This window comes from Aurantimonas sp. C2-5-R2, from assembly GCF_036549495.1.
Classification (GTDB): Bacteria; Pseudomonadota; Alphaproteobacteria; order Rhizobiales; family Rhizobiaceae; genus Aurantimonas; species Aurantimonas coralicida_A.
This window is the reverse complement of record NZ_JAZHLJ010000058.1, coordinates 1-24,816: the sequence shown is the minus strand read 5'-3', so window position 1 is coordinate 24,816 and position 24,816 is coordinate 1. Positions and strand designations below refer to the sequence as shown.

The window sequence follows — 24,816 nt, the reverse complement described above, 5'->3', positions numbered from 1 at the left end:
CAACATCTGCGACCTGTTCGAGCCCGAAGAATGTTGGAACTACCTCAAGGCCGCTGGCTATGTTGCAGATTAATCGCCTGACGCTCTAGGCGAAGCGCTACGGCACGGCGACGCCGTGCCGCAGGCATCGCTGCGAGGCTTGATCGTTGTTGCGGCGCGACGCGACCCCAGAGCGTCGGACGATAATAGGGACGCGGTTCTGTTTCTCGGCTCGCCGAGGCGATCCACGCGGAGGGCGGCGACGAGCGTAGCGGCGCTACGGTCGAGCCGGCCAACAAAGTGGGCGCCCGGCGACCGGAAACCCGCCCGCCTGTTTGCCTACGGCAAACGGCAGCTTTGAAAACCTGCCGATCGGCCTTTCCGCGCCATCCGGCGCGGGGCGATCGGTGGGCCAGGGGCTTTCGGGCCAAATCCATCGGGGCTCGTCTTGGCCGTAGCGCCGCTACGACCTGCGCCGATCCCCTCGACCTTGTCCCGAAACCCCGCTGGCAGAACGCGTTCCTATTGTCGTCCGACGCTCTAGTTCCGCTTTCATGAGCAACGTCCAATCCCCTGCCGCCATCCCTGCCGTCCGCCAGAAAAGCCGCTTCCGGCCTGCCGTTGTGGCCTCACTGGTAGGGCCGGTCGCCGCGCTTGCCCTTTCCGGCTGCGCGGCGGTGCTCAATGCCGCGACCAGCGGCAACGGCTACAGCGTCGTCGAAGATATCCGCTATATGCCCGGCGACAGCGGCACCTACGACCTCTACATTCCGGCGACGGTAACGCCGGACACGCCGCTCGTCGTCTTCGTTTATGGCGGCGGCTGGGATTCGGGATCGAAGGACCTCTATCTGTTTGTCGGTCAGTCGCTGGCAAGCGAGGGTGTCATCGTCGCCATCCCCGATTATCGCCATTATCCCGAGGTGCGATTTCCCGGCTTCATCGAGGACGCCGCCAAGGCGACGGCGCGAATTGCCAGGACCGTGCGCGGTGGCGCCTACGCCATGCCGGGCGGTTCGCACCCGCTGTTCCTGATGGGTCATTCGGCGGGCGCCGAGATCGCCGGTCTGCTCGCGACGGATGAGTCCTGGCTGGCAAAGGAAAGGCTGGCCTCGCAAAGCCTCGCGGGCTTTATCGGCCTTGCCGGTCCGTATGATTTCCTGCCGCTGACGGAAGAGCGCTACAAGCTGATCTTCCCGGAGGAGCAGCGCGCCGCGAGCCAGCCAATCAACTTCGTCGACGGCGCGGAGCCGCCGATGCTGTTGATCGCCGGTGCCGACGATACGACGGTCGACCCGAAGAACACCCGCTCGCTGGCCGCGAAAATGCGCGCCTCGGGCGGTTCGGTGACCGAAACGATCTATCCGGAGGTCGATCATTTGGGGGCGATCACCGCCTTCGCGACCGCCATCCCGCTCAATGATACCGCGATCCGCGACGAGACCCTAGACTTCATCCGGAAGAACGCGCGGTGAGCGCGCTGGCGGACTACGGGTCCCGGCAATTTCCGGGGACGCAACCGATCGAGGGACATGGCGTCAAGGTGGAGCCGATCGTCGACACCCGTCATTTCGAGGCGCTGTTCGCAGCCTTCGCCGAAGACCGCGAAGGTCGAATATTCGATCACATGGCATACGGGCCGTTCGCCGACGAGGCCGTATTCCGCCGTTGGGCCGAAGCCGCTTATCTCGCCGACAACATCCGGTTTCACGCCATCTTGCCTTTGACAACCGGGCGGGCGGAGGGGGTTGCCGCGCTGATGCGCACGGATACGGCGAACGGCGTCACCGAGATCGGGCATATCTGTCTCGCCGCGTCCTTGCAGCGGTCGCGGCCAGCGAGCGAAGCCTTCTACCTGATCATGCGCCGGGTGTTCGACGAACTGGGCTACCGGCGTCTCGAATGGAAATGCGACGACCGCAACCAGCCGTCCAAACGGGCGGCCGAGCGGCTAGGGTTTCGCTACGAGGGGCTGTTTCGCCAGCACATGATCGTCAGGGGCCGCAATCGCGATACCGCCTGGTATTCGCTCATCGACGGCGACTGGCCGACGGTCAAAGCTGGCTTCGACGCCTGGCTGGCGCCGGAGAATTTCGACGCTGAGGGTCGCCAGCGGCGCGGGCTGGCGGAGATGCGCGAGAGCCTTGTCGCCGGGCAATAGGGGCGAGGCGGCAACTTATCCTCTGGCGGGGACGATGGTCACCATGGCGTCGGACGGATAGATCGACTCGAACAGCACCCCGTCGCCTGGCATGAAACGCATCAGGGTCCGGCCTTCGCTGTCGGCCATCTCGAGCGTTCCATCGCGCGACGAGCGCCATTGCGAGACGCTTTGCAGGGTGGGCGAGCCGGCGCAATCCGGGCCGATCGGAGCGTTGGCAAAGCCGGCCTCAAGGTTTGGGCTCGCCGCAATCTTGCAGGTTGCGCCGCTGCGCAGGTCGATCAAACGCACGGCGTTCAGGCGAGTCGTGTCCGCGGCAGCGGTCGAAACCATTGCCGTGGCCGCGAGGGTCGTTACGCCAGCGACCGGCTCCGTCGCCGTGATCGTCGCGCCCTGCAGGCCGGCGACGAAGACGGAAGCGGCAATTCCGGCCCCAAAGGCCGTTGCGGCAAAGTTCATATCGGTTCCCTCACGAGGTTCTCTGAGACCAATATGCTCCCTACAACCTTAAGCGAAGGTTGACGCGGATCGCGACCGTTATCAAAGCGTTCAGTCGTGGCGTGGAAGGATGCCCGCTTTCACCGATTCCGTTACCGGCGAAACCGGCGTCTGTCCCTGGAACCAATGGGTCAGGTTACGGACGACGAGATCGCCCATCGCACCCCGCGTGTGCCGCGACGCGGAACCGACATGCGGCAGCAGCACGGTGTTGGGCAATGCGATCAGCCGGGCGGGAACGTGCGGCTCTTTCTCGAAGACATCGAGGCCGGCGGCACGGATTGTTCCGTTTTCGAGAGCCTCGATCAGCGCCGGCTCATCGATGGTCGTGCCTCGGCCGATATTGACGACGACGCCGTCAGGCCCGAGCGCCTTCAGGACTTTGGCATTCACAGCGCGCTCGGTGGCCGCGCCGCCGGGGGCCGCGATAATCAGCGTATCGACCGAACTGGCGAGGCTTTCCAGGCTTGGATGGTAGCGATAGGTGACATCGGTCCGCTCCGAGCGGTTGTGATATTCGATCGGCACGCCGAAGGCTTCGAGGCGCCGGGCGATGGCCAGGCCGATGCGTCCGAGGCCCATGATGCCGGCGGTGCGCCCGCGCAGCGTCATCGGAGTCAGCGGGTAGTTGCCCTCGCTCTCCCACCGCCCCTCGCGCAGGTGCTTTTCCGCCGCGTAGAGTTCGCGCACCGTCATCAGGAGAATGGCGAGCGTCGTGTCGGCGACCTCATCGGTCAGGACGTCGGGGGTATTGGTGACCATGACACCCGTGGAAGTCGCGTGCTTCACATCGACGCCATCGTAGCCGACGCCGAAATTGGCGATGATCTCAAGGTTGGGCAGCGCATCCATCATGGCGGCCGGCACCGCGCCCATCAGCGCGATCCCGCGTACGGCGTTGCGGCGGTCCTGGCTCAGCTTCGACACATCGCGATCAGGAACATGCTCGACATCGAAGGTGGTCTTCAGCGTATCGAGCGTATCGGGGTTCAGTTTGCCGGGGACGAGGATGGTCACGGAGGACAGGTCGGACATGGGGGCTCCCTTGGAAAAAGTGTGGATCGAAGAATTGTGGTGGGTCAGTCCGGCCAGGCGAGTTCGCTGGACTGTCGGATTTTGAGTTCCGGGGTGATGAGGATGGTCTCTTCGTTCGCCGGTTGGCCCTGGAGGCGGTCGAGCAAGGCGCCCGCCGCCCGCCGCCCGACCTCGCTCTGGCCGTTCGCGACGGTGGTCAGCGAGGGCGTCGCGATCACCGCCTCATCGATGTCGTCATAACCGATCACCGCGACGTCGACACCCGGCCGCAGTCCCGCGCGCGACAAGCCGTACATGACGCCGAGCGCGACGAGATCGGAAAAGCAGACGATCGCGGTCGGGCGGTTCTCGATGGCGAGAAAAGCGGACACGGCGTCGAAGCCGGAATGGCGGTCACGCGGGCCTTTGATGCGCCATTCGTCGCGGAATTCGATGCCGCCGCGCGTCAGCGCCGCCAGATAGCCGGCCTCCCGATCGCGCCCGGTCGAGGTCATCGCCGTGCCGCCGATCATCGCGATCGAGCGGTGGCCGCGCCCGATCAAATGGTCGACCGCGAGCCCCATGCCGTAGGAATCGTCGCCGCGAAAGCCACAGACGCCGGAGCCCTCGATCGTGCGAGCGATCAGCGTCACCGGCAATTCGTTTTCCTCGGCCAGGTGGATGTCGCTGGCCGGTGTCCCGATGGCCGGTGACAGGATCAGCCCGTCGGCACCAAGTTGCAGCATCGTATCGACGAACGAGCGCTGCTTGGCCAGTTCGTCGTGATGGTTGCACAGGATGAAGGTCTGGCGGCGCCGGTCGAGCTCATCCTCGACGGATTTCAGGATCTCGCCGAAGAACGGATTCATGATGTCATGAACGCAGACACCGAGAATGCCAGATCTCGACGTCCGCAGCGAGGCAGCGCGCCGGTTGTAGATGTAGCCGAGATCGCGCGCCGCATGCTTGATGCGTTCGCGCGTGACCTCCGCGACCAGAGGGCTGTCGCGCAAGGCCAGCGATACGGTCGCGGTCGAAAGACCCAGCGAATCCGCAATCGTCGAGAGTTTGACCTTTTGCGCCACCTAAGACCGTTCCTCCCGTTTCCACTGATGCCGCGTCGATCTATGGCAAACACTGGCGGTCGCGCAAAGCCCTGCCGGTGCTTTCGCCGCAAGGAACGGTGCGGGTGCCGGCTCAATCACCCGACGCGATGTCCCTTGTCGGCGTCGCGCCGGTGTCGGCGAGGTTTTGTGCCATACGCTGCAACAGCTTGCGCAGCGTCTTGCGCTCCCGGCCGGAAAAGCCGGCCAGCGCGGCGCGATCGACGGCCTTTCGCGCCGCGCCCACCGCATCGACGATGGCTGCGCCCTTGTCGGTCAGATGCGCGTGGCTCTGGCGCCCGTCGCGCTCGGAACCCCGTTTCTCGACGAGACCTTGAGCGATCAGGCGGGTCACGGTCTTGGTAATCGTCGGCGGCCGCACCGACAGGCGCTCGGCCAATTCGCGCAAGGACATGCCGTCCTCTTCGCTGATTGCAAGCAGAACCGTGTCCTGTCCGGGATAGAGATCGAGCGTCGCTAGACGTCCCGCCAGAGCGGTCCGCGCGATGCGCGCGGCGACGCCGAGATGCGTCGTCGCCGACCGCTTCCTCTGCTTCTTCCCCGCCATCTTGTCCCAATCCCTCTTCGCGGGGCAAAATGACGAAGTGCCGCTATGTTGTCCACCTTGTTTGCCCGTTACCCTCATGCCAGGAACATCGCTACGGGCCAAACATACCAGGCTCATCACGAGGATCGACCATGCGGCCACGCTACGAGGAGATGACGAGCGAGGAACTCGCGGCCGACCGAGTGTCGCTCGAAACGGCTGTCGCGGTGATTCCGATCGCCGCCGTGGAGCAGCATGGGCCGCATCTGCCGCTCGGCACCGATGCGATGCTGGCCGACGCGATGGTCGAGACGGTTCTGGCAATGCTGCCGGCGGAGCGCCCGGTGACGTTTCTGCCGACGATTCGGATCGGCAAGTCCACCGAACATACGCGGCTTTCTGGCACGCTGAGCTATGACTGGCGGACGGCGACGACGGCCCTGATCGAAATCGGCGAGGGGCTCGCTTCCAACGGCTTTCGTCGTCTCGTCATCGTCAACGCCCATGGCGGCAACACGCCGGTGATGGACACCGCCGCGCTGGAACTACGTAAGGCGCATGGCGTGCTGGCCGCGACCTGCTCCTGGCTGCGCTTCGGCATTCCGGACGGCTTGCTGCCGGCCACGGAGGTCGCCACCGGCATTCATGGCGGCGCGGTGGAGACATCGCTGATGCTGCATTTCCGGCCGGAGCTCGTGCGGACCGGCGCGGTGCGGGATTTCGCCTCGCTCCAGAGCGAACTCGGCGAATCCGCCAAACGGCTGCGGGCGCATGGCCGGCTCGGCTTCGGCTGGATGGCAGGGGATCTCAATCCGGCGGGGGTCGTCGGCAACGCATCGCTGGCGACGGCGGCAATCGGCGTGGCAATCGCCGACTATCAGGCAAAAGCGTTCGTGGAGTTCCTCGACGACGTGCTGGCCTTCGATCTGTCGCGGTTGCGCTGAAAGCTGCTGCGCGGCTTGGAAATCACGTGTCGGCCACGCCGGAGCAGCAAACGGCAGTCGGCTGCGCCTCTCCCGAGAGCATTGCTTCGATGACCCGGCAGTTGCTCAGCTCCGCATCGCTGCAGCCTTGGAGAAGGGCTTGCAGAGTCTGTTCCAGATCCTTCAACTCGGAGATGCGCCGCCGCACATCGGCCATCTGCGCACCGAACAGCAACCGCACCTCGCCGCAGTCGTAAGCATCGCCTCCAGTCCGCACGATGAGGCCGCGCACCTGCGCCAAGCTCAGGCCGAGGTCTCGCGTGCGGCGGATGAACCGCAATCTGCGAACGTGCTCGCCCCCGTATTGTCGGTGGCCCCCAGGCCCACGCGGCACGTGCGGCAAGAGCTCCAGCCCTTCATAGTAACGGACCGTGTCGACACTGCAGTCGGCCAGCCGGGCCAGAGCACCGATCGCAAGCGATTTTCCTGTCGTCGCCATGACCACTCCCTTGAAATTCGTCTCAGCCCCTTGAACCTAGAGTTACTCCAGATCCTACATCGAGGAAATACTGCCGGTCAGCGTCCGTCTGTCTCGGATGCGACCATTTACCGTTTCCGCCGGACCGAGCGTTTGGCCAGCGAATTAACAGGGGATCACAATGCGCCTTCACCATCTTACGACAGCAGAATGGACGAAAACCGTCGGGATTGGGCTAGCCGTCGCGGCGCTGACCGGAGCGATCATGTTTGCGGGCCTAGCAACCGGAGTGTCGCCCTTGCCCAAGCCGCTGGGATTGGCCTTCGCCAATACTTTGCTGGGAGCGGACCTGCCGCTACCTGTCGGACTGCTGTTCCACACGGCGTGGGTCACATTGCTCTCCGCCGTTTATGTCCTGCTGTTCCGAGACAAGTTGACGTTTATGCGGGCGTTCTGGTTGGCCTTCGCGCTCTGGATACTGGTCCTGCTGTTTTTCTTTCCTCTCGTGGGCTGGGGCTTCTTCGGCCTTGCCGTCAGTCCAAAGCTCGTCGTGGCTTCCGCCGTGCCGCACTTGCTGTTCGCGGTCTTCTTGTGGGGGCTGAGCCGCCAGTTTCTCCCAGCCCGAAACGAAACGTCGCGTAACGATCAATAGGACTCACTGGTTGATCGCCCCCATTCAGGTGCGCCGCGATCGGCGGAACCGGTTCAGCTCTCGATCCAGCGCCGCAGGAGATTCGACCGCGTCTTCATCACCCGGTCGAGGGTTTGCCGTGGGACGTCCGCGTGCCGCAGCTCCTCGACGGTGGTGTCGAGATCGAACAGGATTTCGCGCTGTTCGGCGTGCCGGACCTGGCTGCGCGCCCAGCCGACGGCCACCCGGCGCGTGCCGCGCGTCACCGGGTCGACACGGTGGAGGGTGGTCGAGGGATAGGCGACCAACTGGCCGGGCGCGAGCTTGACCTCTTCCTCGCCGGCGGTGGTTTCGATGATCAGCGCGCCGCCGTCGTAAGTCTCCGGGTCGTCGAGGAACAGCGTGAAGGAGACGTCGGTTCGAATGCCACCGATCATGGCGTCGTCGACATGACTGCCATAGGCCATGCCTGGCTCGTAGCAGGAAAAGATCAGGGGGGTCAGCCGGCTCGGCCGAGCAAACATGCGAAACAGGGCGTTCGCTTCGATGCGCTTGGCAAGCGTCGCGCGCAGGGTGTCGACCCCGTTGTCGCCGCGCTCCGCCTGGAGATTGTTCTTGACCGCCCGCGCATGCCCCCCGGCGGTGGCCCGTCCGTCGACGAATTGGGCCGCGTCGAGCACCGCGCACGCATTTTTTACCTCGTTCTGATTGAGAGTCCGTTTCGAAACTCACTGCGGCGGGTTCAAAGGCCCCTCGGATGGTCGCTCCGCAATGACATGATACCCGATTTCCGCGGGTTTGGGCGTCCCGGGTGAACCATGGAGGCTGGTCTTGGCAGGGTTTCGAAACGACCTCTGAGAACGTCGCCGATTACCAAATACATTATCAGTCATTACTTGGGAGATCATGAAATATTTGGAGATCTCATTCTTTTGAATGATTCCAATCAGCGATTTAGACTGATTCTAAAGAATGGATTTCCTCGTATTTCTTCTATTTCTATATAGACGTGGGAGATCGTCTTGTGGCACGGGAAAAACGGGCGGGCAACAATTTGGCGTGCTCGAGACCGAGATTGAAGGAGCAAGTATGAATCATCGTCGCAAAATTTGGATGGGGGTCGGAGCCTTCGTATTGGCCGGATCCGCGGCCTCGGCCGGGACGGCAACGACCGGACTGGTGGACCCCGGTCCGCGGCATTATGCCGGAGAGGAGACCGCCGAGCGCGGCTATCGCATCGCGGAAGCCGGCGAGTCCGGCGAGGCCGGGCACACGCAGGAAGCGGGCGAGGCCGGCGAAAGTGGCGAGGCAAGCGCCGCCAGCGAGGGCGGCGAGAGCGGCGAGAGCGGCAAGCCTAGCGAAGGCGGTGAGGGTGGCGAAGGAGGTGAAGGCGGTGGGTCCGTCGATCTCAAGACTGACGACGCGGCCTATTTCGCCGAGCTTTCGAAGATGCGCGGCCATCTGATGGCGGCCGAGGCACTGCTCGAGGCGGGCGAGACCGAGATGGCAGCTCCGCATCTCAAGCATCCGCTGAAGGAGAACTACGAATCCCTGGAAGCGGCCTTCGAGGCCCGGAGTGTGCCGGAGTTCGAGGCGACCCTTGAAACGATGGGAGCCAGCGACCCGGCCAATTCGGCCGACGCGCTGACCAAGATCGCCGAAGCCCGAAAGGCGATCGACGTGGTCGGAGAGGGAATCGACCCAAGCGCGAAGGCGCATGGAGTGGTGGCGCTGTTGCGCGAGGCAGCGCACGAATACGAGGAGGGCATCAAGGACGGCAAGGTCGAAGAATTGGCCGAGTACCAGGACGCCTACGGCTTCGTGCGAGCGGCCGATTCGGTCATGCAGGGACTGTCGGGCGGTATTCCAGCGGAAGCGGAAGAGGGTTTGAACGCGGCGCTCTCGTCGCTGAAGGAGGCGCTTCCGTCTCCTGTCCCATCGAAAGGCGGTCTGATGGACAGCGGCGAATTCAGCGCGATCGTCGCCAAGGCGGAGTTGGCCGCATCTGCGATTTAGGCATTTGGGGCCGGCCAAGCCGCCGGCCCCATAGACTACGCTTTCCGCCGCGTTGCCTCCATGAAGCTCCGCAGGACCGCGTTCATGCGGGTCTGATAGCCGGTGCCCTCGGCCTTGAACCAGTCGAGCACGTCCTTGTCGACGCGCAGGCTGATCGGCGTCTTGGCTTCGGGATAGACAAGCTCGGCGTCTTTCCAGAAGTCGGCGCCAAGGCTGGGGCCTTCAGGGGCATCGGGATTGTGATGCAGTTCACCCCGGCGATCCATTTCGCGGATTTCTTCCAGCGTGGCTGTCTTCATAGTCTTGTCGCTCATCGCGACCACCCTTCCATGCCGTGATCAGACGGCGTTTGTTCCCGCGGGGAGTCCAAACCAGGACAAAGCATTCGTCTTCGACGAGGCCGATCGCGACGAAGCGCTTCTCTCCGTACTCCTCGCGACGATCTTCTTTTTGAGCGCAGAAGCCTTCGAAAATCCTGGCCGCGCGCACCATGTCGACACCGCGCTCGCGAAGCACCTGCTCGCGTTTTTCCTCATTCCATTCAAGCTCCATCGGTGGCCTCATGGATTTTTGGCAATGGAATTCGGAGCTTGAAGGGTATCGTCCATGAATCGTATATACAGTTTGAATACACTACGCAACCCCGTGCATTCGCGATCGGACGCGCCTATATCGTTGGCCGGTCCACGAGGGAGACTCTGATGTCCGATACCGCCAACCAGGCCGACGCGCAGATCCCGGTCACCGTCCTCACCGGTTATCTGGGCTCCGGCAAGACGACGCTGCTCAACCGCATCCTGTCAGAGGATCACGGTCGCAAATACGCGGTGATCGTCAACGAGTTCGGCGAGATCGGCATCGACAACGACCTCATCGTCGAATCCGACGAAGAGATCTACGAGATGAACAATGGCTGCGTCTGCTGCACGGTGCGCGGCGATCTTGTGCGCGTCGTCGAGGGACTGACCCGCCGCAAAGGTCGCTTCGACGCGATCATCATCGAGACGACGGGGCTCGCCGACCCGGTGCCGGTAGCACAGACCTTCTTCATGGATGAGGACGTGCGCGCCAAGACCAAGCTCGACGCCGTCGTCGCGCTGGTCGACGCCAAGCATTTGCCGTTGCGCCTCAAGGACAGCCGCGAGGCCGAGGATCAGATCGCCTTCGCCGACGTGGTGCTGCTCAACAAGACCGATCTCGTCACCCCGGAGCAACTCGCGGTGGTCGAGGCGACGGTCCGTGCGATCAATCCCACTGCCGTGATCCATCGCACCGAACGGGCCGGTATCGATCTGAAACGTGTGCTCGGGCAGGGCGCTTTCGACCTGAAACGCGTGCTCGACAATGATCCGGAATTTCTCACGGGCGCCGAAGAGGTCCATGACGACCATGCCTGCGGCCCGGACTGCGATCATGATCACCATCACCACGGCCATGCCCATCACGGCCACGACCACCACCACCATGATGCGGCTTCGCACTTGCACGATGTGACGGTGAAATCGGTCTCGCTGCGTGGCGGCGAGCTCGACAGCGAAAAATTCTTTTCCTGGATTCAAGCGCTGACCCAGGAGCAGGGGCCGAACATCCTGCGGCTCAAGGGCATCATCGCCTTTGCCGGCGATCCGGACCGCTACGTCGTGCAGGGCGTCCACATGATCGTCGAGGGCGATCACCAAAGGCCATGGCGCGACGACGAAGGGCACGAGAGCCGGCTGGTGTTCATCGGCCGCGAGCTCGACGCAGAAGAATTGTCCGCCGAGTTCGAGGCGTGCGCGGCACGTCAGCGGGAAAATGCCTGATGCCGTCGATCGCGGCCTATGAGTTTCCGGATTTCGTCGAGACGGCGGTTTTCTTGAAGGATCAGCCGGTCTTCGCGGTCGCCGATGGCACCGTCCGGTTCCCGGCGGGCGGCGAGCGGGTGGTCGAGGCGCATCCGGGCGGGCTGTTGTCGGCGCGCTACGATCCCTACGGCCGGCGGCTTCTGACCGGCGGTGAGGATGGCCGCGTGGTGTCGGTGGACGGCGGCGGGGCGGTGCGCGAGATCGCCTCGATCGGCCGCAAATGGATCGCTTCTGTTGCTGGCGGTCCCAAGGATACGGTGGGCTTCGCCTCGGGCAAGACCGCCTATGTCCGGCTTGGCGGCGGCGCGCTCAAGGAAATCCGCCATGAGCGCACGGTCGAGGATATTGCCTTCGCGCCGAAGGGCATCCGGGCCGCGACCGCCCGCTACAACGGCGCCTCGCTGTTCTTTCCCGCGACCGACGCCGCCCCGGCCGCGCTGGAATGGAAGGGCGCGCATCTCGGCATCGATTTTTCGCCCGACGGACGCTTCCTCGTAACGGTCATGCAGGAAAACGCCCTGCATGGTTGGCGGATCGATGACGGCAAGCACATGAAAATGACCGGCTATCCGGCCAAGGTGAAAGACTGGTCCTGGTCGGCCAAGGGCAAATTCCTGGCCACGTCGGGCGCGCCGGCGGCGATCCTGTGGCCGTTCTCCGGCAAGGACGGGCCGATGGGCAAGGCGCCGCTGGAACTGGGCACGCGCGGCGACACGATGGTCACCGCCGTCGCCTGCCACCCGGCCGAGGACATGCTGGCGATCGGCTATGGCGACGGGATGATTCTGGCCGTTCGCTTTGCCGATTCCAAGGAAGCGCTGCTGCGGCGGGGCGGGGCGAGCCCGGTCAGGACGATGGCCTGGAGCGGCGAAGGCCGCTTGCTCGCCTTCGGGTCAGAATCCGGCGAGGCCGGCGTGATCGACATCGCAGGGTGAACGATGAGGAACATGGCCACGAGGCTTGGTGACAAGCTCGGAACGATCAGATCCGGCGTTCGGGAGATGAATGCCGCCGAGGCGGGGCGTAGCGCGCGCGATTATCCGCCGAGCCCCGCCTGATGGACGCTCTGACCCTCTTAGGCCTGGTCGCCGTCACGCTGATGCTGGCCTTCTATGCGCTCGAAGAAAAAAGCGCCTGGTTCGTTCTCTCGTTCGCCGGTGCGTGTGCGCTCGCGTCCATCTATGGCTTTCTGTCCGGTGCATGGCCGTTCGGCGTGGTCGAGGCGGTATGGTCCCTCGTCGCTTTGCGCCGCTGGCGAGGGAAGACGTCGAACTGAGGTCCGGCCACTCCGGCTTCGCTTCCGGTCTGAAGCTACAGCCCGTGTTCCTCGTCCTCGGCCGGTTCGTCCGTCACCGCCGCCTCGATCGTGCAGACGATGCCTTCGGGGCGGTAGTCGATCTTGACCTCGCCGCCGAATTCGGCCGCCATCGCCTGTTCGATCAGGCGTGAGCCGAAGCCGCGCGTCTCCGGCGCTTCGACCGGCGGACCGCCGATCTCCCGCCAGGTGAAGGTGAGCCGCCGCGTTCCTCCCACGACTGCCAATCCCCATTTGATCGTGACATGGCCGCTGTCGTTGGACAGCGCGCCGTACTTGGTCGCGTTGGTGGCAAGTTCGTGCAGTCCGAGTGCCAGCGCGAGGCTCTGCCGCGCTGTCAGCCGCAGATCGGGACCGGACGCGGAAATCCGCGTCTCGTCCTCCGGCTGGTGGGTCTTGAGCGAATTGGCGACGATCGCCGCGATCGGCGCCGAGGTCCAACTCGTCTGGGTGAGGATATCGTGTGCCTGGCCCAGCGCGATCAGCCGCGCCGAGAAGGCGGCAAGGCCGTCCTGGACGTTGGTCGCCCGGCGTAGCGTCTGGTTGGCGAGCGCGTTGACCATCGCGAGCGTGTTCTTGACGCGGTGCTGGAGCTCGCGCGTCAGCATCTGCTGGCGCTCTTCCGATTCCTTCTGCTCGGTTACGTCGCGCATCGCCCCGACGAAGCGCACGGTCCGTCCATCCTCGACCAGTGTCTGACCGCTCGAATGGATGTGGCGGGTGACACCGTCCTCAAGCCCGATGGCGCGATAGACGATATCGTATTCGCTACTGGAGGTGGAATCGAGCACGGCGGTTACGGCGGCCGCGACCCGTTCATGGTCATCGGCATGCAGTCCAGGCAGGAAGGTATCCTCGTAACTGACAGGCACCCCAGCCCGCAGGCCGAACAGCGCGCGGGCACGATCGTCCCATAAGAGCACGCCGGTTCGCAGATCGTAGTCGAAAGTGCCGATCGCAGCCGATTCCTGGGCCAGACGAAGCCGTCGCTCCGCCTCGATGAGGGCCTGTTCGGTTTGTCGGCGCTGAGTGAAGGCCCAGGATCTGTTCAGGACATCGCGCACGAAGGCGATCTCCTCATCACTCCACTGCCGGGGCTCGGCGGCGTGCAGATAGAGGATGACCCGAACCCGGCCTCCTTCGACGACGGTCAGATTGACGAGCGCGCCGATGCCGATTTCCGACCACGCCTCCTTGATCGCCGGCGAGGCGGCGTGCTCGACCGTGTTCTCGATGACGACCAGGCCGGAGCGCAACTCCTCTACAAAATCAGGTCCAAAGCGTGCGAGCGGAAAAGTTCCCAACAGCGGCGTCGCGCCGTCCGCCGTCCATTCGCTGGAGATCGTCGCGGCTGTTTCGCCAGTGTCGACACTGGCGTAGCCGACCCGATCGATGCACAACGTTTCGCCGAGAATCCGAAGCGCCTTGGTGGTGTGGCTGGCCTGCGCCTCGCCGAGAATGAACTCGTCGCCGAGCCGCAAGAGCGCTGCCTGCCGCGCCTCACGCGCCCGCTCGGCGGTGCGATCGACGATCGCACCGGGAAAGCGCAGCGGCTTTCCGGCGCTATCGTGGAAGCAACGACCCTTGGCGAATATCCAGTGAACCGCGCCATCGACATCGACAGTCCGGTATTCCTGCGCATAGGGCGAAGCTGTCTCGGCGGCGGTTTTGATCGTCGCACTGACTCGGTCGAGATCGTCCGGATGAACGCCGCGCAGGAACGTCTCGATGGGCACGCCCTTGTCGGCAAGCGCCGGGTCGACACCGAACAGGCGCGCAAAGCGCGCATCGACATAGACACTGTCGCCCGGAATATCCCAATCCCAGGTTCCGATCAGTTCCGACACCTCGAGCGCGAGGTGCAGCCGCTCCTGGCTGGCCTCCAGTTCCTCACGCTCCTTACGCTCACGCGTTCGGTCCCGCAGAATCTTGAGGACGCCAGCCGGCTTCTCGTCGTCGCCGTAGAGCGGCATCATTTCGCCGCTGGCGAAGAAACGCGAACCATCGGCCTTGAGGTGCCAGCGCTCGTCGCTTGCCTTGCCCATGCTCAGCGAAATGCGCATTTCGCGCTCGGGAATGCCGTCCGCAACGTCCTCGGGGGTGAAGATCGTCGCGATCGGTCGGCCGACGATCTGGCGTTCGGACCAGCCGAGAACTGCTTCCGCAGCGTCGTTCCAGGTCGTCACGACGCCGTCGAGATCAGCGGCGATGATGGCGTAGTCGACGGCGCTCTCGACGATGAGGCGATAGCGAGATTCGGTTTGGTGCAAGGCCTTTTTCAGGCTGGCGATCTCTTCCGCCGCAGTGCCGAGCCGGGCCTGCGAATCGTTTCTGGTCGCAGCCTCGATTTGCGAAAGCCGCAGCTTTAGCGCTGCGTTCTCCGCGAGCACCGCTGCCAGGCGGTCGTCCTGTGCCAGTTCCATGCGGCAGCGTCCCCTGCGCATCTTGAGGCAAGCCGGATTCGCCTCGGCTTGTCTCATCGATGTCCCCTTGTCATGCCTATGCCATCTCATCGACAGGTCAACAAGAGTACCCCTATCCAAGCCATTAATTTTAAATGACTATTGGCATTATTTCCTGTGCGGGACAACGTCCCCTTGATCTGCCGTCACGGCAGTATCGGCAGTAATTACAAGAGACTGCCTACGGCCGGTCGGCGCCAATGTTCCGGTGGCGCCAGCAAGATGTCCCGGCGCGATTTCCAGAGCCAGCAACCGGTGTGGCTCGAACGGCCCCGGCATGGCGAGATTCGCCGTGGCCGCGCTCGAAAAGCCGAAGCGACCGTAATATTCCGGATCGCCCATGAGCAGGACCGCACCATGGCCGAGCCGCGCGGCCTCGCAGATGGCATGGCGCATCAGCGCACCGCCGATGCCGGCCTTGTGCATGCTTGGATCGACGGCGAGCGGGCCGAGGAGAAGGGCCGGGACTTCCTCCTGGCCGCGTTGGCCGGCGGCGATGCCCCACAGCCGCACGGTTCCGACCAGGCGACCGTCGGCGGCGATCGCCGCGAAGGCGAGATCGACCGCCGGCCGCCGCCCACGCCGGAGCGCCTCGGACGCTTTGCGCTTGCGGCCGGGACCCATCGCGGCGTCAAGGAGGATTTCGCGCGCGGCGACGTGCCGGCCGGTTTCCCGATCGATCGAAAACAGCGGCGCGGCAGCCTCGAACGCCGTGGCATGAAGGAATGCGGACATAAAACCCCCACTGATCGACAGGAGGCGGAAGGGAACGGCCGGGCAATGCCGCGGCGCGCGGGCGAAACGCCCGGTGCGGCGGCGCCGGGCGTCAGCTTCGGAGCGACAGGCTCCGTCGTCGCAATCGCGTTCTCATGCGGCGCCTCAGATCACGTAGGCGCGCAACGGCTCGATGCCGTTGAAGGCGACCGAGGCGTAGGTGGTCGTATAGGCGCCGGTGCCCTCGATCAGCACCTCGTCGCCGACCGTCAGCGAGATCGGCAGCGGGTAGGGCGTCTTCTCGTAAAGGACGTCCGCCGAATCGCAGGTCGGGCCGGCGATGACACACGGTTCCGTTCGCTCGCCGTCATGCTTCGTGACCATCGGATAGCGGATCGCCTCGTCCATGGTCTCGGCGAGACCGCCGAACTTGCCGATGTCGAGATAGACCCAGCGATTGGCGTCCTCGGCCGATTTCTTCGATACAAGCACGACCTCCGCCTTGATGACGCCGGCATCGCCGACCATGCCACGGCCCGGCTCGATGATCGTCTCCGGCAACCGGTTGCCGAAATGCTTGCGCAGGCTGGCGAAGATCGCCTGGCCATAGGCGCTCGCGGTCGGCACGTCCTTCAGATAGCGGGTCGGGAAGCCGCCGCCCATGTTGACGAGGGTCAACACGATGCCCTTTCCGGCCAACGCCTCGAAGACGTATTTGGCGTCGGCGATCGCCGTGTCCCAGGCTTCCGTGTCGGTCTGTTGCGAGCCGACATGGAAGGAGACGCCGGTGGCGGTGAGGCCGAGCGCGTCGGCATGCACAAGCACGTCGATCGCCATCGCCGGCACGCAACCAAACTTGCGCGACAGTGGCCATTCGGCGCCCTCGCCATCGGTGAGGACGCGGCAGAATACGCGGGCGCCGGGTGCGGCGCGAGCGATCTTCTCGACCTCCTCGACGCAATCGACCGCGAACAGCGACACACCGAGCGCGTGGGCGCGGGCGATGTCGCGTTCCTTCTTGATGGTGTTGCCGTAGGAGATGCGCTTGGCCGTCGCGCCAGCCTCGAGCGCCATCTCCACCTCGGCGACCGAGGCGCAGTCGAAGTTGGAGCCGAGCGACGCGAGCAGGCGCAGGACTTCCGGCGCCGGGTTGGCCTTGACGGCGTAGAAGATCGCCGAATCGGGCAGTGCCTTGCGGAAGGCGTTGAAATTGTCCTCGACGATGTCGAGGTCGACGACGAGGCAGGGGCCGTCCGGTCGTCGGGTGGCGAGGAAATCGAGAATGCGCTGCGTGGCCATTGGGCTCTCCCATTGACCCGATCCCTGCGGATCGGAAAATCGACGAGGAGCGACTGCAAGATTGCCGCGGACAGCCGATAGCGACCCTCCGAACGGCCTCTTGCGAGACGCGACGATGGCCGGATGCGAACGCGGAACGTCCGTCTCCGGTAATCAGTCTGCCATGGCTTGGTGGGCTTGGACCCGCCGCACTTCAGGCAAGGATGGTGTGCCTCTTCAGTATTCCCGGCTTTGGAGACCAGGAGAGACCAGAAAGGCCCGGACCGTCGTTGCTTCAAGGCGTCCTCGATCTCGCGAAGCTCGCAAAACCGACTGGATGTGTTACGTCCAGGTACCGTCCCGGCAACCCTCGCATTTGAGGACCGGGGGACGCCCACAGGCACGTGCGACTTGGGGCGAGATGCGATGTATGCCGGTGATCCGTCATAAACAAGGGGGGAAGATCTCCCCGATTGATTTTTCGACCGTTCCCGTAGCAGGAAGGATCGTCGGCGTTGTCCGGCGGCCACAATCACAAGCCTGGAGCAAGGTGCCCGAATGGATACGCTGACCCGGATGCGCGCCTTCATCGCCGTCATCGAGAACCAGGGATTCTCGGCGGCGGCCCGCAAGACCGGACGCTCCAAGGCGCTTCTGTCGAAATATGTGCGCGAGTTGGAGGACGAACTCGGCGTGCTTCTGATCAACCGGACCACCCGGCAGATCGCCCTGACGGCGGCTGGGGAGGTCTATCTGTCGCGTGCTTCCGGCATCCTCGCCGATCTCGAAAGCCTCAACGAGGAGGCGCGCGAAGCGACCGGCGAGGCCAAGGGGACGATTCGCGTCTCGGCGGCCCGGACCTTTGGCGACGCCGAGCTGGGGCTCAGCCTCGTCGACTTCGCCAAGGACCACCCTGACATCGGGCTCGACATCCATCTCGATGACAGTTTCGTCAATCTGGTCGAGGAAGGCTTTGACGTCGCGATCCGCATGACCCGGCTGGCCGATTCGGCGATGATCGCCCGGCGACTGGCCTCGCTCGACTTCGCCATCGTCGGCAGTCCGGACCTGTTGAAGCGGCTTGGCCGGCCGACGCACCCCTCGCAGATCGCCGGCTTTCCGGCGGTGATCGATTCCAATTCGCGGATGTTCTCCAACTGGATCTTCCGCGATCCGGAAACCAAGGAGACGATCCCGGTCACCGTGTCGGGAAAATTCACCGCCAACAGCCCGGTCACCGTGCGTGCAGCGGCGATTGCCGGTCTCGGTCTGGCGCTGAGCCCGAGCTTCGTCATCCGCAAGGACATCGAGGCGGGAAAACTGGTGACGGTGCTTGACGATTACATGCCGAGCGAGGCGGGGATCTACGCGGTTTTCCCGCATCGCCGCCATCTACCGGCGCGGGTACGGCTGTTCGTCGACTATCTGGCGGACTGGTTCAAGAAGTGCGACTCGAAGCGGCGGAACGGCGGTTGAGGCGAGCCGGCCGGCGCCCGCAGCTTTACCCAACCTTAGCAGATCTGCGGTAGGCTAGCGGCATGTTAAGTCGATCGTCCCTGGCCGTGCTGGCTCTCTTCGCCGCCGCTCCCGTCGCCGCCCATGAGCCGGCCGTGCCGGCCGTCACGCGTTCCGAAATGCCGTACGCCGTCGAGGCCGATCCCGGCACGATCGTCATCAAGACCGGCGAGCGCAAGCTTTACCTGCTCACCGGGCCCGGCAAGGCGCTCGAATACGACATCGCCGTCGGCAAGCCGAGCGAGCAGTGGTTCGGCAAGAGCTGGGTTTCCAAGAAACGCGATCATCCAACCTGGACGCCGACGCCGTCGATGCGCGAAAAGAACCCGAACCTGCCGCAATCGGTGGGGCCGGGACCGAAGAATCCGCTGGGCGAACGAGCGCTGAATCTCGGCTGGGGCGCCTACCGCATTCACGGGACCAATTCGCCGAAATCGATCGGCAGCGCCGCATCCTCCGGGTGCTTCCGGATGCGCAATGCCGACGTCAAGGATCTGTTCGAGCGGGTGAATATCGGCGCGCAGGTCCTCGTCCTGCGCTGACCGGTGACGAAACAAGCGCTTCGTTCAAACTTCGGCCATTCTTATGCTGTTTCAGATTCCGACGAATTCGGAGGGGAACGGCCTTGCATCATCGTGTCACGGTAGGCGTTCTGGGGATCGCCGCTGCCATACTGGGCACCGGGGCTGCCTCGGCCCATCCGCACGTCTTCGCCGAGGCAAAGATCGAGATCGTCGGCACCCCGGACGGGCAGCTTGCGGCGATCCGCAACATCTGGCGCATGGATGAGCTATTTTCCTCCTCGGTGATCGTCGATTTCGACAAGAACGCCAACGGCACCCTCGACGACGACGAACTCGCCGAGGTCGGAGCGACAGTCAAGGAATCGATCGCCGAGTGGAATTTCTACACCTTCGTGGAAGCCGGTGGCCGCGACGTGATAATGGCGCCGCCGGACGAAATCCTGATGCTTTGGGAGAACAACCAGCTTTTGATGTTCTTCGAGATGAAGGCCGGCGAACCGGTCGACCTCGCCAAGGACAAGCTGACGGTTTCCAACTTCGACGAAACCTTCTTCGTCGCCTTCGACTTTGCCAGCGAAGGCGATTTCCAGCTCGTCGACATGCCGAAGATCTGCGTGAAGAAATTCCTCGTGCCGGACGAAGACGAAGCCGCCAAGCAGTGGCTGGCGTCGGTTGCGACGCTGGCCCCGGACGAAACGATTCCCGACGACGGCGTCAACTATTCCAAGGTCCTGGCGGCCCGGCTGGAGGTGACATGCGCGCCCGCGAGCTGATTGGCCTCGGCACCGTACTTGTTTTCGCGGCTGTCTTGATCGCCGAACCGGTTTTGGCCAAGTCCTCGCTCGGAATCGGCAGCGCCGAGGTGACCGCGCAACCGTCCGGCGGTCTCTTCGGTCCGATCTTCACCCACATCGCCAGCTATCAGCGCGAGTTCTTCACCGCGCTGCGTCAGGCCCTGATCCAATTGAAACAGGATGGCTCGGCGCTGCCGTTCCTGGTCGGCCTGTCCTTTGCCTACGGGGTGTTCCACGCCGCCGGTCCCGGCCACGGCAAGGCGGTGATCTCGTCCTACATGCTCGCCAACGAGGTGGAGCTGCGCCGGGGAATCCTGTTGTCCTTCGTCTCGTCGTTGCTGCAGGCGGTGTCGGCGCTCGCGCTGGTCGGAGTCGGCTGGTACGTGCTGCGCGGCACCGCGGTGTCGATGACCGACGCGACCGACGCGCTGGAAATCGCCTCCTATGCGCTCATCGTCCTCTTCGGGGCGTGGCTTTTGACCCGCAAGCTGTTGCGTCTGGTCAGTAGTGGGCGACGCACAGCCGGAGCGCTGGCCTTCGCGCCGGCGCGCCTTGCGAAAAAGCAGGCCGATGCGGCGGGGGGGCTCGCTTTCGCCGCGCCCGGCGCGGGTGCCAGGGGAGGGTCGCCGTTGATGCGGCCTGCTTCGGCGGCGTTCGCGCCCGGAACCTGCACCGACGATGACGATACCTGCGGCTGCGGTCGGGCGCATATTCCCAACCCCAAAGATCTCGGCGGGCGGATGACGCTCGGCACGGCCGCCGCGGCGGTGTTCGCGGTCGGGTTGCGCCCGTGTTCCGGCGCGATCGTGGTCCTGACTTTCGCCCTGATCAATAGTCTTTATCTCGGCGGCATCCTGTCGGTTTTCGCCATGGCGATCGGGACAGCGCTCACCGTGTCCGCGATCGCTTGCGTCGCCGTTTTCGCCAAGGGGTTTGCGTTGAAAGCTAGCGGTGGTGGAACGCTCGGCCGGGCCGTAGGGACCACACTGGAAATCGTCGGCGCTCTGTTTCTGGTGATTGTCGGCCTGTTGTTGCTCGGTGGCGCGTTGCAGACGGCTTAAGCATGAAGAGAGCTGGCCGGTACGGCGGTCGTTTTCGACCCGCCGGCGGGTTGATTCATACGGGCGATAGAAAGTCTTAACCGACTCTGTCTTACCCTTCGGAAGCAGGATGCCACCGGAGGCTCTCAAGCTCGAATATGCCCTACGCCGTCAGAATCCAGAAAGTTGCCGCGGGATCGAGTCTGCCGCGCGGTTCGGGTGTCCATAGGCTCAACTGGCAGACGAAATGACCTCGATCACGGTCCGCCGGCGCGATGACGTCATTATCGCGCGCCAGCAGGCCAAGCTGGATGCCCAGGCATTGCTGATCGAACAGCAGACTGCTGCCCTTGCGCATAGCCGAAAAATCTTTGAGCGGGCCTCCGCCGCCGCCCGCATCGGTGTCTGGGAATGCAACCTTGACGACCAGACGTTGGTGTGGACGGATGTCGTCTACGACATCTTCGAGCTTCCACGCGGATCGGCGCTGGATCGGACCGAGATCCTGGAATGTTATCCCCAGGGTTCGCGCAAGACGCTCGAGATGTTGCGGCGCAGGGCGCTCGAAGAGCGTAGCGGCTTCAGCCTCGACGCCGAGATCACCACGATGAAAGGTCGGCTTCGCTGGATTCGGATCACCGCCACCGTCGAGTGCGACGACGACGGCGTCGCCGTCCGCATCTTCGGGATGAAGCAGGATATCACCGAAGAGAAAATCATTTCGGACCAGATGCGGTATCTGGCTGAGTTCGACGTGATGACCGGGCTGCGTAACCGGAGCCAGTTCCAGTCCAGGCTTTCAGATCTCTCCGGGGGCGACGCCGACCGTAATCCGATCGGTGCGCTCATGCTGGTCGACCTTGACGGGTTCAAGCAGGTCAATGACACCTATGGTCATGCGCTCGGCGACCAGTGCCTGAAGGAGGTCGCTCAGCGGCTTGGGAAAGCCTGTCGCGAGGCAGAGCTTGTCGCACGGATCGGCGGTGATGAGTTCGGGGTCCTGCTCGGGGCCGATCTCGATCAGCGCGCGATCGAGGAACTCGCCGGGGCTATCGTGGCGGCGCTCAGCAGGCCTGTCGATCGTTGCGGCCATTCGCTCGAACTCGGCGCCTCGGTCGGCATCGCCCGCGTCGATGCATGGACGCCGTCCGAGCTGTTCATCCATGCCGACGCCGCCCTCTACGCCGCCAAGGCCGCGGGCCGAAACACGTTCCGCATGTTCGACCCGGCCATGATGCAAACGGTCGAGGATCGCGCGCCACCGCCTGGAGCCGCTGCCCCGATCAGGCTGATGGGAACCGATCGCCGGGGCTTTCGGCGGGCGTGCCCAGGCTGACACAGGCGGTTTGGATTGGGCCGGACGAGGCCGACGTTTCGCCCCCGACCCCGACGCGTCCCTCTCGTGCGAACGCCGGAGCCGATCGTGTCGATGCAATCGGACCGGGGCGATCCGCTTTCACCGTAGCGCGCGAAGGTCTGTGCCACCGGCCTTGGCGATGTTCGGCTATCTGCCCCGGCCGGCAGCATAATCCCGGCAGGCGTCGCCGAAGGCCTTGAAAATCGCGGCAGAGGCCTTGTCGGTCTCGGCCCAATATTCGGGATGCCATTGGACCCCGAGCGCGAAGGCGCGGGCTCGTTGGACGGAGACGGCCTCGACCGTCCCGTCGGACGCCGTCGCCTCGACGGTCAGGCCGTCGGCAAGACGGTCGATCGCCTGACGATGCACCGAATTCACCTGAATTTCGGGCTTTCCGACAATGCTGGCAAGCAATCCGCCGGGCGTTACCGCGACCGGATGACGGATGGCGAAGCGTTCGCGCTGTTCCTTGTTCGGTATGGCCCGGTGATCCATGCGGCCTTCGATCTCCTGGATTTCCGTGGCCAGGGTTCCGCCGAGCGCGACATTGAGTTCCTGATGCCCACGACAGATGCAGAGCAGCGGCACCCCCTTGTCGATCGCGCCGCGGATCAGCGCCTCGGTCAGCCGGTCGCGATCCGGATCGAAGGGTTCGTGCGCCTGGCTCGGCGGCACGCCGTAACGATCCGGATGCACGTTTGACGCCGAGCCTGTCAGCATCAGGCCATCCACACGGTCGAGCAGTGCCGCGACCTCGAACTCGCTCGACAGCGCCGGCACAATGATCGGCAGAGCTTCGGCAACACGGGTCAGCGCCTTCAGATAGGTGTCCGGCGTCGCGTGCCAGCGATAATTGTCGAAGTCGCGGACGTCGGCGGGGACGGCGACGAGGATCGGAACGGCGGACATGAATGGCTGCTTTCTTCGATGTGTCTTGGCGGTGCCGATGTAGGAAGCCGCCGCGCGATTGTCGATCCGCTATGCCAACGCTGGCCTGTGGAGCAGCTGAACGCGCAATTCATCGTACATCTGGCTTATTATAAGTAATTATTGTAATTTACATTGCACGCCAAGTTTTCTTTACCTGAAAGGTCGGATGTTCTAGCGTTTTTCCCTGCCCGCCGCGAATTTGGGTGAACGCCGGAAAGCCGGCGGCCGTCGCGGCGGTCGAGCATGGGAGGATATTTTCTTGGATCGTCGTTCATTCATCAAGAAGGCCGGGGGAGTCGGGCTCGGCGCCGCCGCCGCTTCGACGCTGGCCGCGCCCGCCATCGCGCAGGAAAACCCCAAGATTACGTGGCGTTGCACGTCCTCGTTCCCGAAGTCGCTGGACACGATCTATGGCGGCGCTGAGACGATGGCGAATTATATCAAGGGATCGACCGACGGCCAGTTCGACGTCCAGGTGTTCGCTGGCGGGGAGATCGTTCCGGGCCTGCAGGCTGCCGATGCCGCGGCCGCTGGCACGGTCGAGATGGCCCATACCGCGTCGTATTACTACTGGGGCAAGGATCCGGTCTACGCGCTCGGCACCGCGGTGCCGTTCGGCCTCAACGCCCGTCAGACCAACGCCTGGTTCTACTATGGCGACGGCGACAAGCTGATGAACGAGTTCTACGCCACTCAGGGGCTCTACGGACTGCCCTGCGGCAATACCGGCGTGCAGATGGGCGGCTGGTACCGCAAGGAGATCAATACGCTCGAGGATCTCAAGGGTCTCAAGATCCGGATCGGCGGCATGGGCGGCAAGATCATCGAGAAGCTCGGCGTGGTGCCGCAGCAGATCGCCGGCGGCGACATCTATCCCTCGCTGGAGAAAGGCGTCATCGACGCGGCCGAATGGGTCGGGCCTTACGACGACGAGAAGCTCGGCTTCTACAAGGTCGCGCCGTACTACTACTATCCCGGCTGGTGGGAAGGCGGACCGGCACTCGCCACGATGGTCAATCTCGACAAGTGGAACGAATTGCCGAAGCACTACCAGGAGGTTGTGCGCTCGGCCTGCCAAGCCGCAAATGCCGACATGATGGCCTCCTACGACTTCAAGAATCCCGCCGCGATCCGGCGACTGGTGCAGAACGGCGCCCAGCTGCGCCCGTTCAGCCAGGAGATTCTGCAGGCCTCCTACGACGCGGCCAAGGAGACCTATGCCGAGATTTCCGCCGAGAATCCGAAGTTCAAGGAGATCTACGAGAACCAGCTGGCCTTCAAGAAGGACGCCTATCTATGGGCGCAGCTGTCGGAGTACACCTTCGATACCTTCATGATGATCCAGCAGCGCAACGGCACGATGTAGCCGCCCAATCGTTATCGGCGAGCATTGATCCCGGGGCGGCGACGCCTCGGGATTTTTTGTTGAAGAAGGGGCGGCGGTGCGAGAGACTGTCTTGCACTTCCGTCACTGATGCTTACGGTTCCACGGGACGGGGGCGGGAAAATCTGACCCACAAGGACGCCTGCCGACCGCGAGGCAGTACTTACATTTTCGGGAGACATCCATGGACAGACGCGCATTCATCGGCGGCGCCGCCAAGGGTGCATCTAGGCTCAGGACTCATTGATCAGAGCCAGAAGATGACGGCGGCTGCGATGCAGATGGCCGAGAAGAAGGTGTGGGCGCAAC

The 24,816-nt window shown here is 64.0% G+C and carries 25 protein-coding genes and 1 pseudogene; 14 read left to right on the top strand and 12 right to left on the bottom strand.

Annotated features, from left to right (window positions below; all coding sequences use genetic code 11):
• The first annotated feature begins 533 nt into the window (after positions 1 to 533).
• Both VQ044_RS18795 and VQ044_RS18790 read left to right on the top strand, forming a co-directional pair.
• Positions 534 to 1,454, top strand: coding sequence for an alpha/beta hydrolase (locus VQ044_RS18795; protein ID WP_331827742.1), 921 nt, complete (start codon positions 534 to 536; stop codon positions 1,452 to 1,454).
• Complete coding sequence (locus tag VQ044_RS18790; protein WP_327648819.1) at positions 1,451 to 2,140, top strand: GNAT family N-acetyltransferase; 690 nt, start codon at positions 1,451 to 1,453, stop codon at positions 2,138 to 2,140. The genes VQ044_RS18795 and VQ044_RS18790 overlap by 4 nt, the downstream gene beginning before the upstream one ends.
• A 15-nt stretch (positions 2,141 to 2,155) precedes the next feature.
• On the opposite strand, the gene VQ044_RS18785 is transcribed toward VQ044_RS18790, so the two are convergent.
• The 4 genes from VQ044_RS18785 to VQ044_RS18770 form a co-directional block, all read right to left on the bottom strand.
• Positions 2,156 to 2,599 carry a hypothetical protein gene (locus tag VQ044_RS18785; protein WP_327648820.1) on the bottom strand — a complete coding sequence of 148 codons (444 nt, stop codon included), beginning with the start codon at positions 2,597 to 2,599 and terminating at the stop codon, positions 2,156 to 2,158.
• A gap of 90 nt (positions 2,600 to 2,689) precedes the next feature.
• Positions 2,690 to 3,673 (bottom strand): 2-hydroxyacid dehydrogenase, encoded by a 984-nt coding sequence (locus VQ044_RS18780; protein ID WP_327648822.1) that lies wholly within the window; start codon positions 3,671 to 3,673, stop codon positions 2,690 to 2,692.
• A 44-nt stretch (positions 3,674 to 3,717) separates the two neighbouring features.
• Positions 3,718 to 4,737: a LacI family DNA-binding transcriptional regulator gene (locus VQ044_RS18775; protein WP_327622589.1), complete on the bottom strand. Its 1,020-nt coding sequence runs from the start codon at positions 4,735 to 4,737 to the stop codon at positions 3,718 to 3,720.
• A 112-nt stretch (positions 4,738 to 4,849) separates the two neighbouring features.
• Positions 4,850 to 5,323 (bottom strand): MarR family winged helix-turn-helix transcriptional regulator, encoded by a 474-nt coding sequence (locus VQ044_RS18770; protein ID WP_327622588.1) that lies wholly within the window; start codon positions 5,321 to 5,323, stop codon positions 4,850 to 4,852.
• Positions 5,324 to 5,454: 131 nt separating this feature from the next.
• Here VQ044_RS18770 and VQ044_RS18765 point away from each other — a divergent pair, with 131 nt between their 5' ends.
• On the top strand, positions 5,455 to 6,246 hold the full coding sequence (locus VQ044_RS18765) for a creatininase family protein (protein WP_327648823.1): 792 nt from the start codon (positions 5,455 to 5,457) through the stop codon (positions 6,244 to 6,246).
• Between the two features lie 22 nt (positions 6,247 to 6,268).
• On the opposite strand, the gene VQ044_RS18760 is transcribed toward VQ044_RS18765, so the two are convergent.
• Entirely contained in the window at positions 6,269 to 6,724 is a 456-nt protein-coding gene (locus VQ044_RS18760) for a MerR family transcriptional regulator (protein ID WP_327622586.1), read from the bottom strand.
• A 277-nt stretch (positions 6,725 to 7,001) separates the two neighbouring features.
• Between VQ044_RS18760 and VQ044_RS18755 the strand changes: the two genes are divergently transcribed.
• Positions 7,002 to 7,355, top strand: coding sequence for a hypothetical protein (locus VQ044_RS18755; protein ID WP_327622585.1), 354 nt, complete (start codon positions 7,002 to 7,004; stop codon positions 7,353 to 7,355).
• A 53-nt stretch (positions 7,356 to 7,408) separates the two neighbouring features.
• On the opposite strand, the pseudogene VQ044_RS18750 reads toward VQ044_RS18755, so the two are convergent.
• Positions 7,409 to 8,041 (bottom strand): annotated as a pseudogene (locus VQ044_RS18750) (Fe2+-dependent dioxygenase); the annotation flags it as partial.
• Between the two features lie 427 nt (positions 8,042 to 8,468).
• On the opposite strand from VQ044_RS18750, the gene VQ044_RS18745 reads away from it, so the two are divergent.
• Entirely contained in the window at positions 8,469 to 9,350 is an 882-nt protein-coding gene (locus VQ044_RS18745; RefSeq protein ID WP_327648824.1) for a hypothetical protein, read from the top strand.
• A gap of 35 nt (positions 9,351 to 9,385) precedes the next feature.
• On the opposite strand, the gene VQ044_RS18740 is transcribed toward VQ044_RS18745, so the two are convergent.
• On the bottom strand, positions 9,386 to 9,664 hold the full coding sequence (locus VQ044_RS18740; protein WP_327622582.1) for a BrnA antitoxin family protein: 279 nt from the start codon (positions 9,662 to 9,664) through the stop codon (positions 9,386 to 9,388).
• On the bottom strand, positions 9,600 to 9,842 hold the full coding sequence (locus VQ044_RS25800) for a BrnT family toxin (protein ID WP_442880686.1): 243 nt from the start codon (positions 9,840 to 9,842) through the stop codon (positions 9,600 to 9,602). Before VQ044_RS25800 ends, VQ044_RS18740 begins: the two co-directional genes overlap by 65 nt.
• A 209-nt stretch (positions 9,843 to 10,051) precedes the next feature.
• Here VQ044_RS25800 and VQ044_RS18730 point away from each other — a divergent pair, with 209 nt between their 5' ends.
• The 3 genes from VQ044_RS18730 (at position 10,052) to VQ044_RS18720 (ending at position 12,470) form a co-directional block, all read left to right on the top strand.
• Positions 10,052 to 11,152: a CobW family GTP-binding protein gene (locus tag VQ044_RS18730; protein ID WP_327648827.1), complete on the top strand. Its 1,101-nt coding sequence runs from the start codon at positions 10,052 to 10,054 to the stop codon at positions 11,150 to 11,152.
• A complete protein-coding gene (locus VQ044_RS18725; protein ID WP_327648828.1) occupies positions 11,152 to 12,129 on the top strand; it encodes a WD40 repeat domain-containing protein in 978 nt (325 codons plus the stop codon). Before VQ044_RS18730 ends, VQ044_RS18725 begins: the two co-directional genes overlap by 1 nt.
• A 122-nt stretch (positions 12,130 to 12,251) precedes the next feature.
• The gene (locus VQ044_RS18720) at positions 12,252 to 12,470 is read left to right on the top strand and encodes a hypothetical protein (RefSeq protein ID WP_327648829.1); all 219 of its coding nucleotides are present in this window, start codon (positions 12,252 to 12,254) and stop codon (positions 12,468 to 12,470) included.
• A 35-nt stretch (positions 12,471 to 12,505) separates the two neighbouring features.
• Here the strand turns inward: VQ044_RS18720 and VQ044_RS18715 are convergent, their stop codons facing one another.
• The 3 genes from VQ044_RS18715 to odc2 all read right to left on the bottom strand — a co-directional run bounded on the left by VQ044_RS18715 (position 12,506) and on the right by odc2 (position 16,984).
• Positions 12,506 to 14,989 carry a PAS domain-containing sensor histidine kinase gene (locus VQ044_RS18715; protein ID WP_327651129.1) on the bottom strand — a complete coding sequence of 828 codons (2,484 nt, stop codon included), beginning with the start codon at positions 14,987 to 14,989 and terminating at the stop codon, positions 12,506 to 12,508.
• A 90-nt stretch (positions 14,990 to 15,079) separates the two neighbouring features.
• Positions 15,080 to 15,706: a GNAT family N-acetyltransferase gene (locus VQ044_RS18710; protein WP_327648832.1), complete on the bottom strand. Its 627-nt coding sequence runs from the start codon at positions 15,704 to 15,706 to the stop codon at positions 15,080 to 15,082.
• Positions 15,707 to 15,850: 144 nt separating this feature from the next.
• Entirely contained in the window at positions 15,851 to 16,984 is a 1,134-nt protein-coding gene (gene odc2, locus VQ044_RS18705; RefSeq protein WP_327648833.1) for an ornithine/lysine decarboxylase, read from the bottom strand.
• Between the two features lie 537 nt (positions 16,985 to 17,521).
• On the opposite strand from odc2, the gene VQ044_RS18700 reads away from it, so the two are divergent.
• The 5 genes from VQ044_RS18700 to VQ044_RS18680 all read left to right on the top strand — a co-directional run bounded on the left by VQ044_RS18700 (position 17,522) and on the right by VQ044_RS18680 (position 22,172).
• A complete protein-coding gene (locus tag VQ044_RS18700) occupies positions 17,522 to 18,439 on the top strand; it encodes a LysR family transcriptional regulator (protein WP_327648834.1) in 918 nt (305 codons plus the stop codon).
• Positions 18,440 to 18,501: 62 nt separating this feature from the next.
• On the top strand, positions 18,502 to 19,020 hold the full coding sequence (locus VQ044_RS18695) for a L,D-transpeptidase (RefSeq protein WP_327648835.1): 519 nt from the start codon (positions 18,502 to 18,504) through the stop codon (positions 19,018 to 19,020).
• Between the two features lie 83 nt (positions 19,021 to 19,103).
• The gene (locus VQ044_RS18690) at positions 19,104 to 19,775 is read left to right on the top strand and encodes a DUF1007 family protein (protein WP_327648837.1); all 672 of its coding nucleotides are present in this window, start codon (positions 19,104 to 19,106) and stop codon (positions 19,773 to 19,775) included.
• Positions 19,757 to 20,857 carry a nickel/cobalt transporter gene (locus VQ044_RS18685; protein ID WP_327648839.1) on the top strand — a complete coding sequence of 367 codons (1,101 nt, stop codon included), beginning with the start codon at positions 19,757 to 19,759 and terminating at the stop codon, positions 20,855 to 20,857. The genes VQ044_RS18690 and VQ044_RS18685 overlap by 19 nt, the downstream gene beginning before the upstream one ends.
• A 226-nt stretch (positions 20,858 to 21,083) precedes the next feature.
• Positions 21,084 to 22,172 (top strand): diguanylate cyclase domain-containing protein, encoded by a 1,089-nt coding sequence (locus tag VQ044_RS18680; protein ID WP_327651131.1) that lies wholly within the window; start codon positions 21,084 to 21,086, stop codon positions 22,170 to 22,172.
• A gap of 168 nt (positions 22,173 to 22,340) precedes the next feature.
• On the opposite strand, the gene VQ044_RS18675 is transcribed toward VQ044_RS18680, so the two are convergent.
• A complete protein-coding gene (locus tag VQ044_RS18675; RefSeq protein WP_327648843.1) occupies positions 22,341 to 23,102 on the bottom strand; it encodes a gamma-glutamyl-gamma-aminobutyrate hydrolase family protein in 762 nt (253 codons plus the stop codon).
• 280 nt (positions 23,103 to 23,382) lie between these two features.
• Here VQ044_RS18675 and VQ044_RS18670 point away from each other — a divergent pair, with 280 nt between their 5' ends.
• Positions 23,383 to 24,489, top strand: a complete 1,107-nt coding sequence (locus tag VQ044_RS18670) for a TRAP transporter substrate-binding protein (RefSeq protein WP_327622570.1) — start codon at positions 23,383 to 23,385, stop codon at positions 24,487 to 24,489.
• Positions 24,490 to 24,816: the final 327 nt, after the last annotated feature.

Bases quoted from the DNA above. Each gene is read 5' to 3' on its own strand.
- VQ044_RS18680 (WP_327651131.1), top strand. From the start codon at position 21,084: ATGACCTCGATCACGGTCCGCCGGCGCGATGACGTCATTATCGCGCGC.
- VQ044_RS18760 (WP_327622586.1), bottom strand. From the start codon at position 6,724: ATGGCGACGACAGGAAAATCGCTTGCGATCGGTGCTCTGGCCCGGCTG.
- VQ044_RS25800 (WP_442880686.1), bottom strand. From the start codon at position 9,842: ATGGTGCGCGCGGCCAGGATTTTCGAAGGCTTCTGCGCTCAAAAAGAA.
- odc2 (WP_327648833.1), bottom strand. From the start codon at position 16,984: ATGGCCACGCAGCGCATTCTCGATTTCCTCGCCACCCGACGACCGGAC.
- VQ044_RS18695 (WP_327648835.1), top strand. From the start codon at position 18,502: ATGTTAAGTCGATCGTCCCTGGCCGTGCTGGCTCTCTTCGCCGCCGCT.
- VQ044_RS18765 (WP_327648823.1), top strand. From the start codon at position 5,455: ATGCGGCCACGCTACGAGGAGATGACGAGCGAGGAACTCGCGGCCGAC.
- VQ044_RS18785 (WP_327648820.1), bottom strand. From the start codon at position 2,599: ATGAACTTTGCCGCAACGGCCTTTGGGGCCGGAATTGCCGCTTCCGTC.
- VQ044_RS18730 (WP_327648827.1), top strand. From the start codon at position 10,052: ATGTCCGATACCGCCAACCAGGCCGACGCGCAGATCCCGGTCACCGTC.
- VQ044_RS18780 (WP_327648822.1), bottom strand. From the start codon at position 3,673: ATGTCCGACCTGTCCTCCGTGACCATCCTCGTCCCCGGCAAACTGAAC.
- VQ044_RS18710 (WP_327648832.1), bottom strand. From the start codon at position 15,706: ATGTCCGCATTCCTTCATGCCACGGCGTTCGAGGCTGCCGCGCCGCTG.
- VQ044_RS18725 (WP_327648828.1), top strand. From the start codon at position 11,152: ATGCCGTCGATCGCGGCCTATGAGTTTCCGGATTTCGTCGAGACGGCG.
- VQ044_RS18720 (WP_327648829.1), top strand. From the start codon at position 12,252: ATGGACGCTCTGACCCTCTTAGGCCTGGTCGCCGTCACGCTGATGCTG.
- VQ044_RS18770 (WP_327622588.1), bottom strand. From the start codon at position 5,323: ATGGCGGGGAAGAAGCAGAGGAAGCGGTCGGCGACGACGCATCTCGGC.
- VQ044_RS18700 (WP_327648834.1), top strand. From the start codon at position 17,522: ATGGATACGCTGACCCGGATGCGCGCCTTCATCGCCGTCATCGAGAAC.
- VQ044_RS18685 (WP_327648839.1), top strand. From the start codon at position 19,757: ATGCGCGCCCGCGAGCTGATTGGCCTCGGCACCGTACTTGTTTTCGCG.
- VQ044_RS18675 (WP_327648843.1), bottom strand. From the start codon at position 23,102: ATGTCCGCCGTTCCGATCCTCGTCGCCGTCCCCGCCGACGTCCGCGAC.
- VQ044_RS18740 (WP_327622582.1), bottom strand. From the start codon at position 9,664: ATGAGCGACAAGACTATGAAGACAGCCACGCTGGAAGAAATCCGCGAA.
- VQ044_RS18715 (WP_327651129.1), bottom strand. From the start codon at position 14,989: ATGAGACAAGCCGAGGCGAATCCGGCTTGCCTCAAGATGCGCAGGGGA.
- VQ044_RS18795 (WP_331827742.1), top strand. From the start codon at position 534: ATGAGCAACGTCCAATCCCCTGCCGCCATCCCTGCCGTCCGCCAGAAA.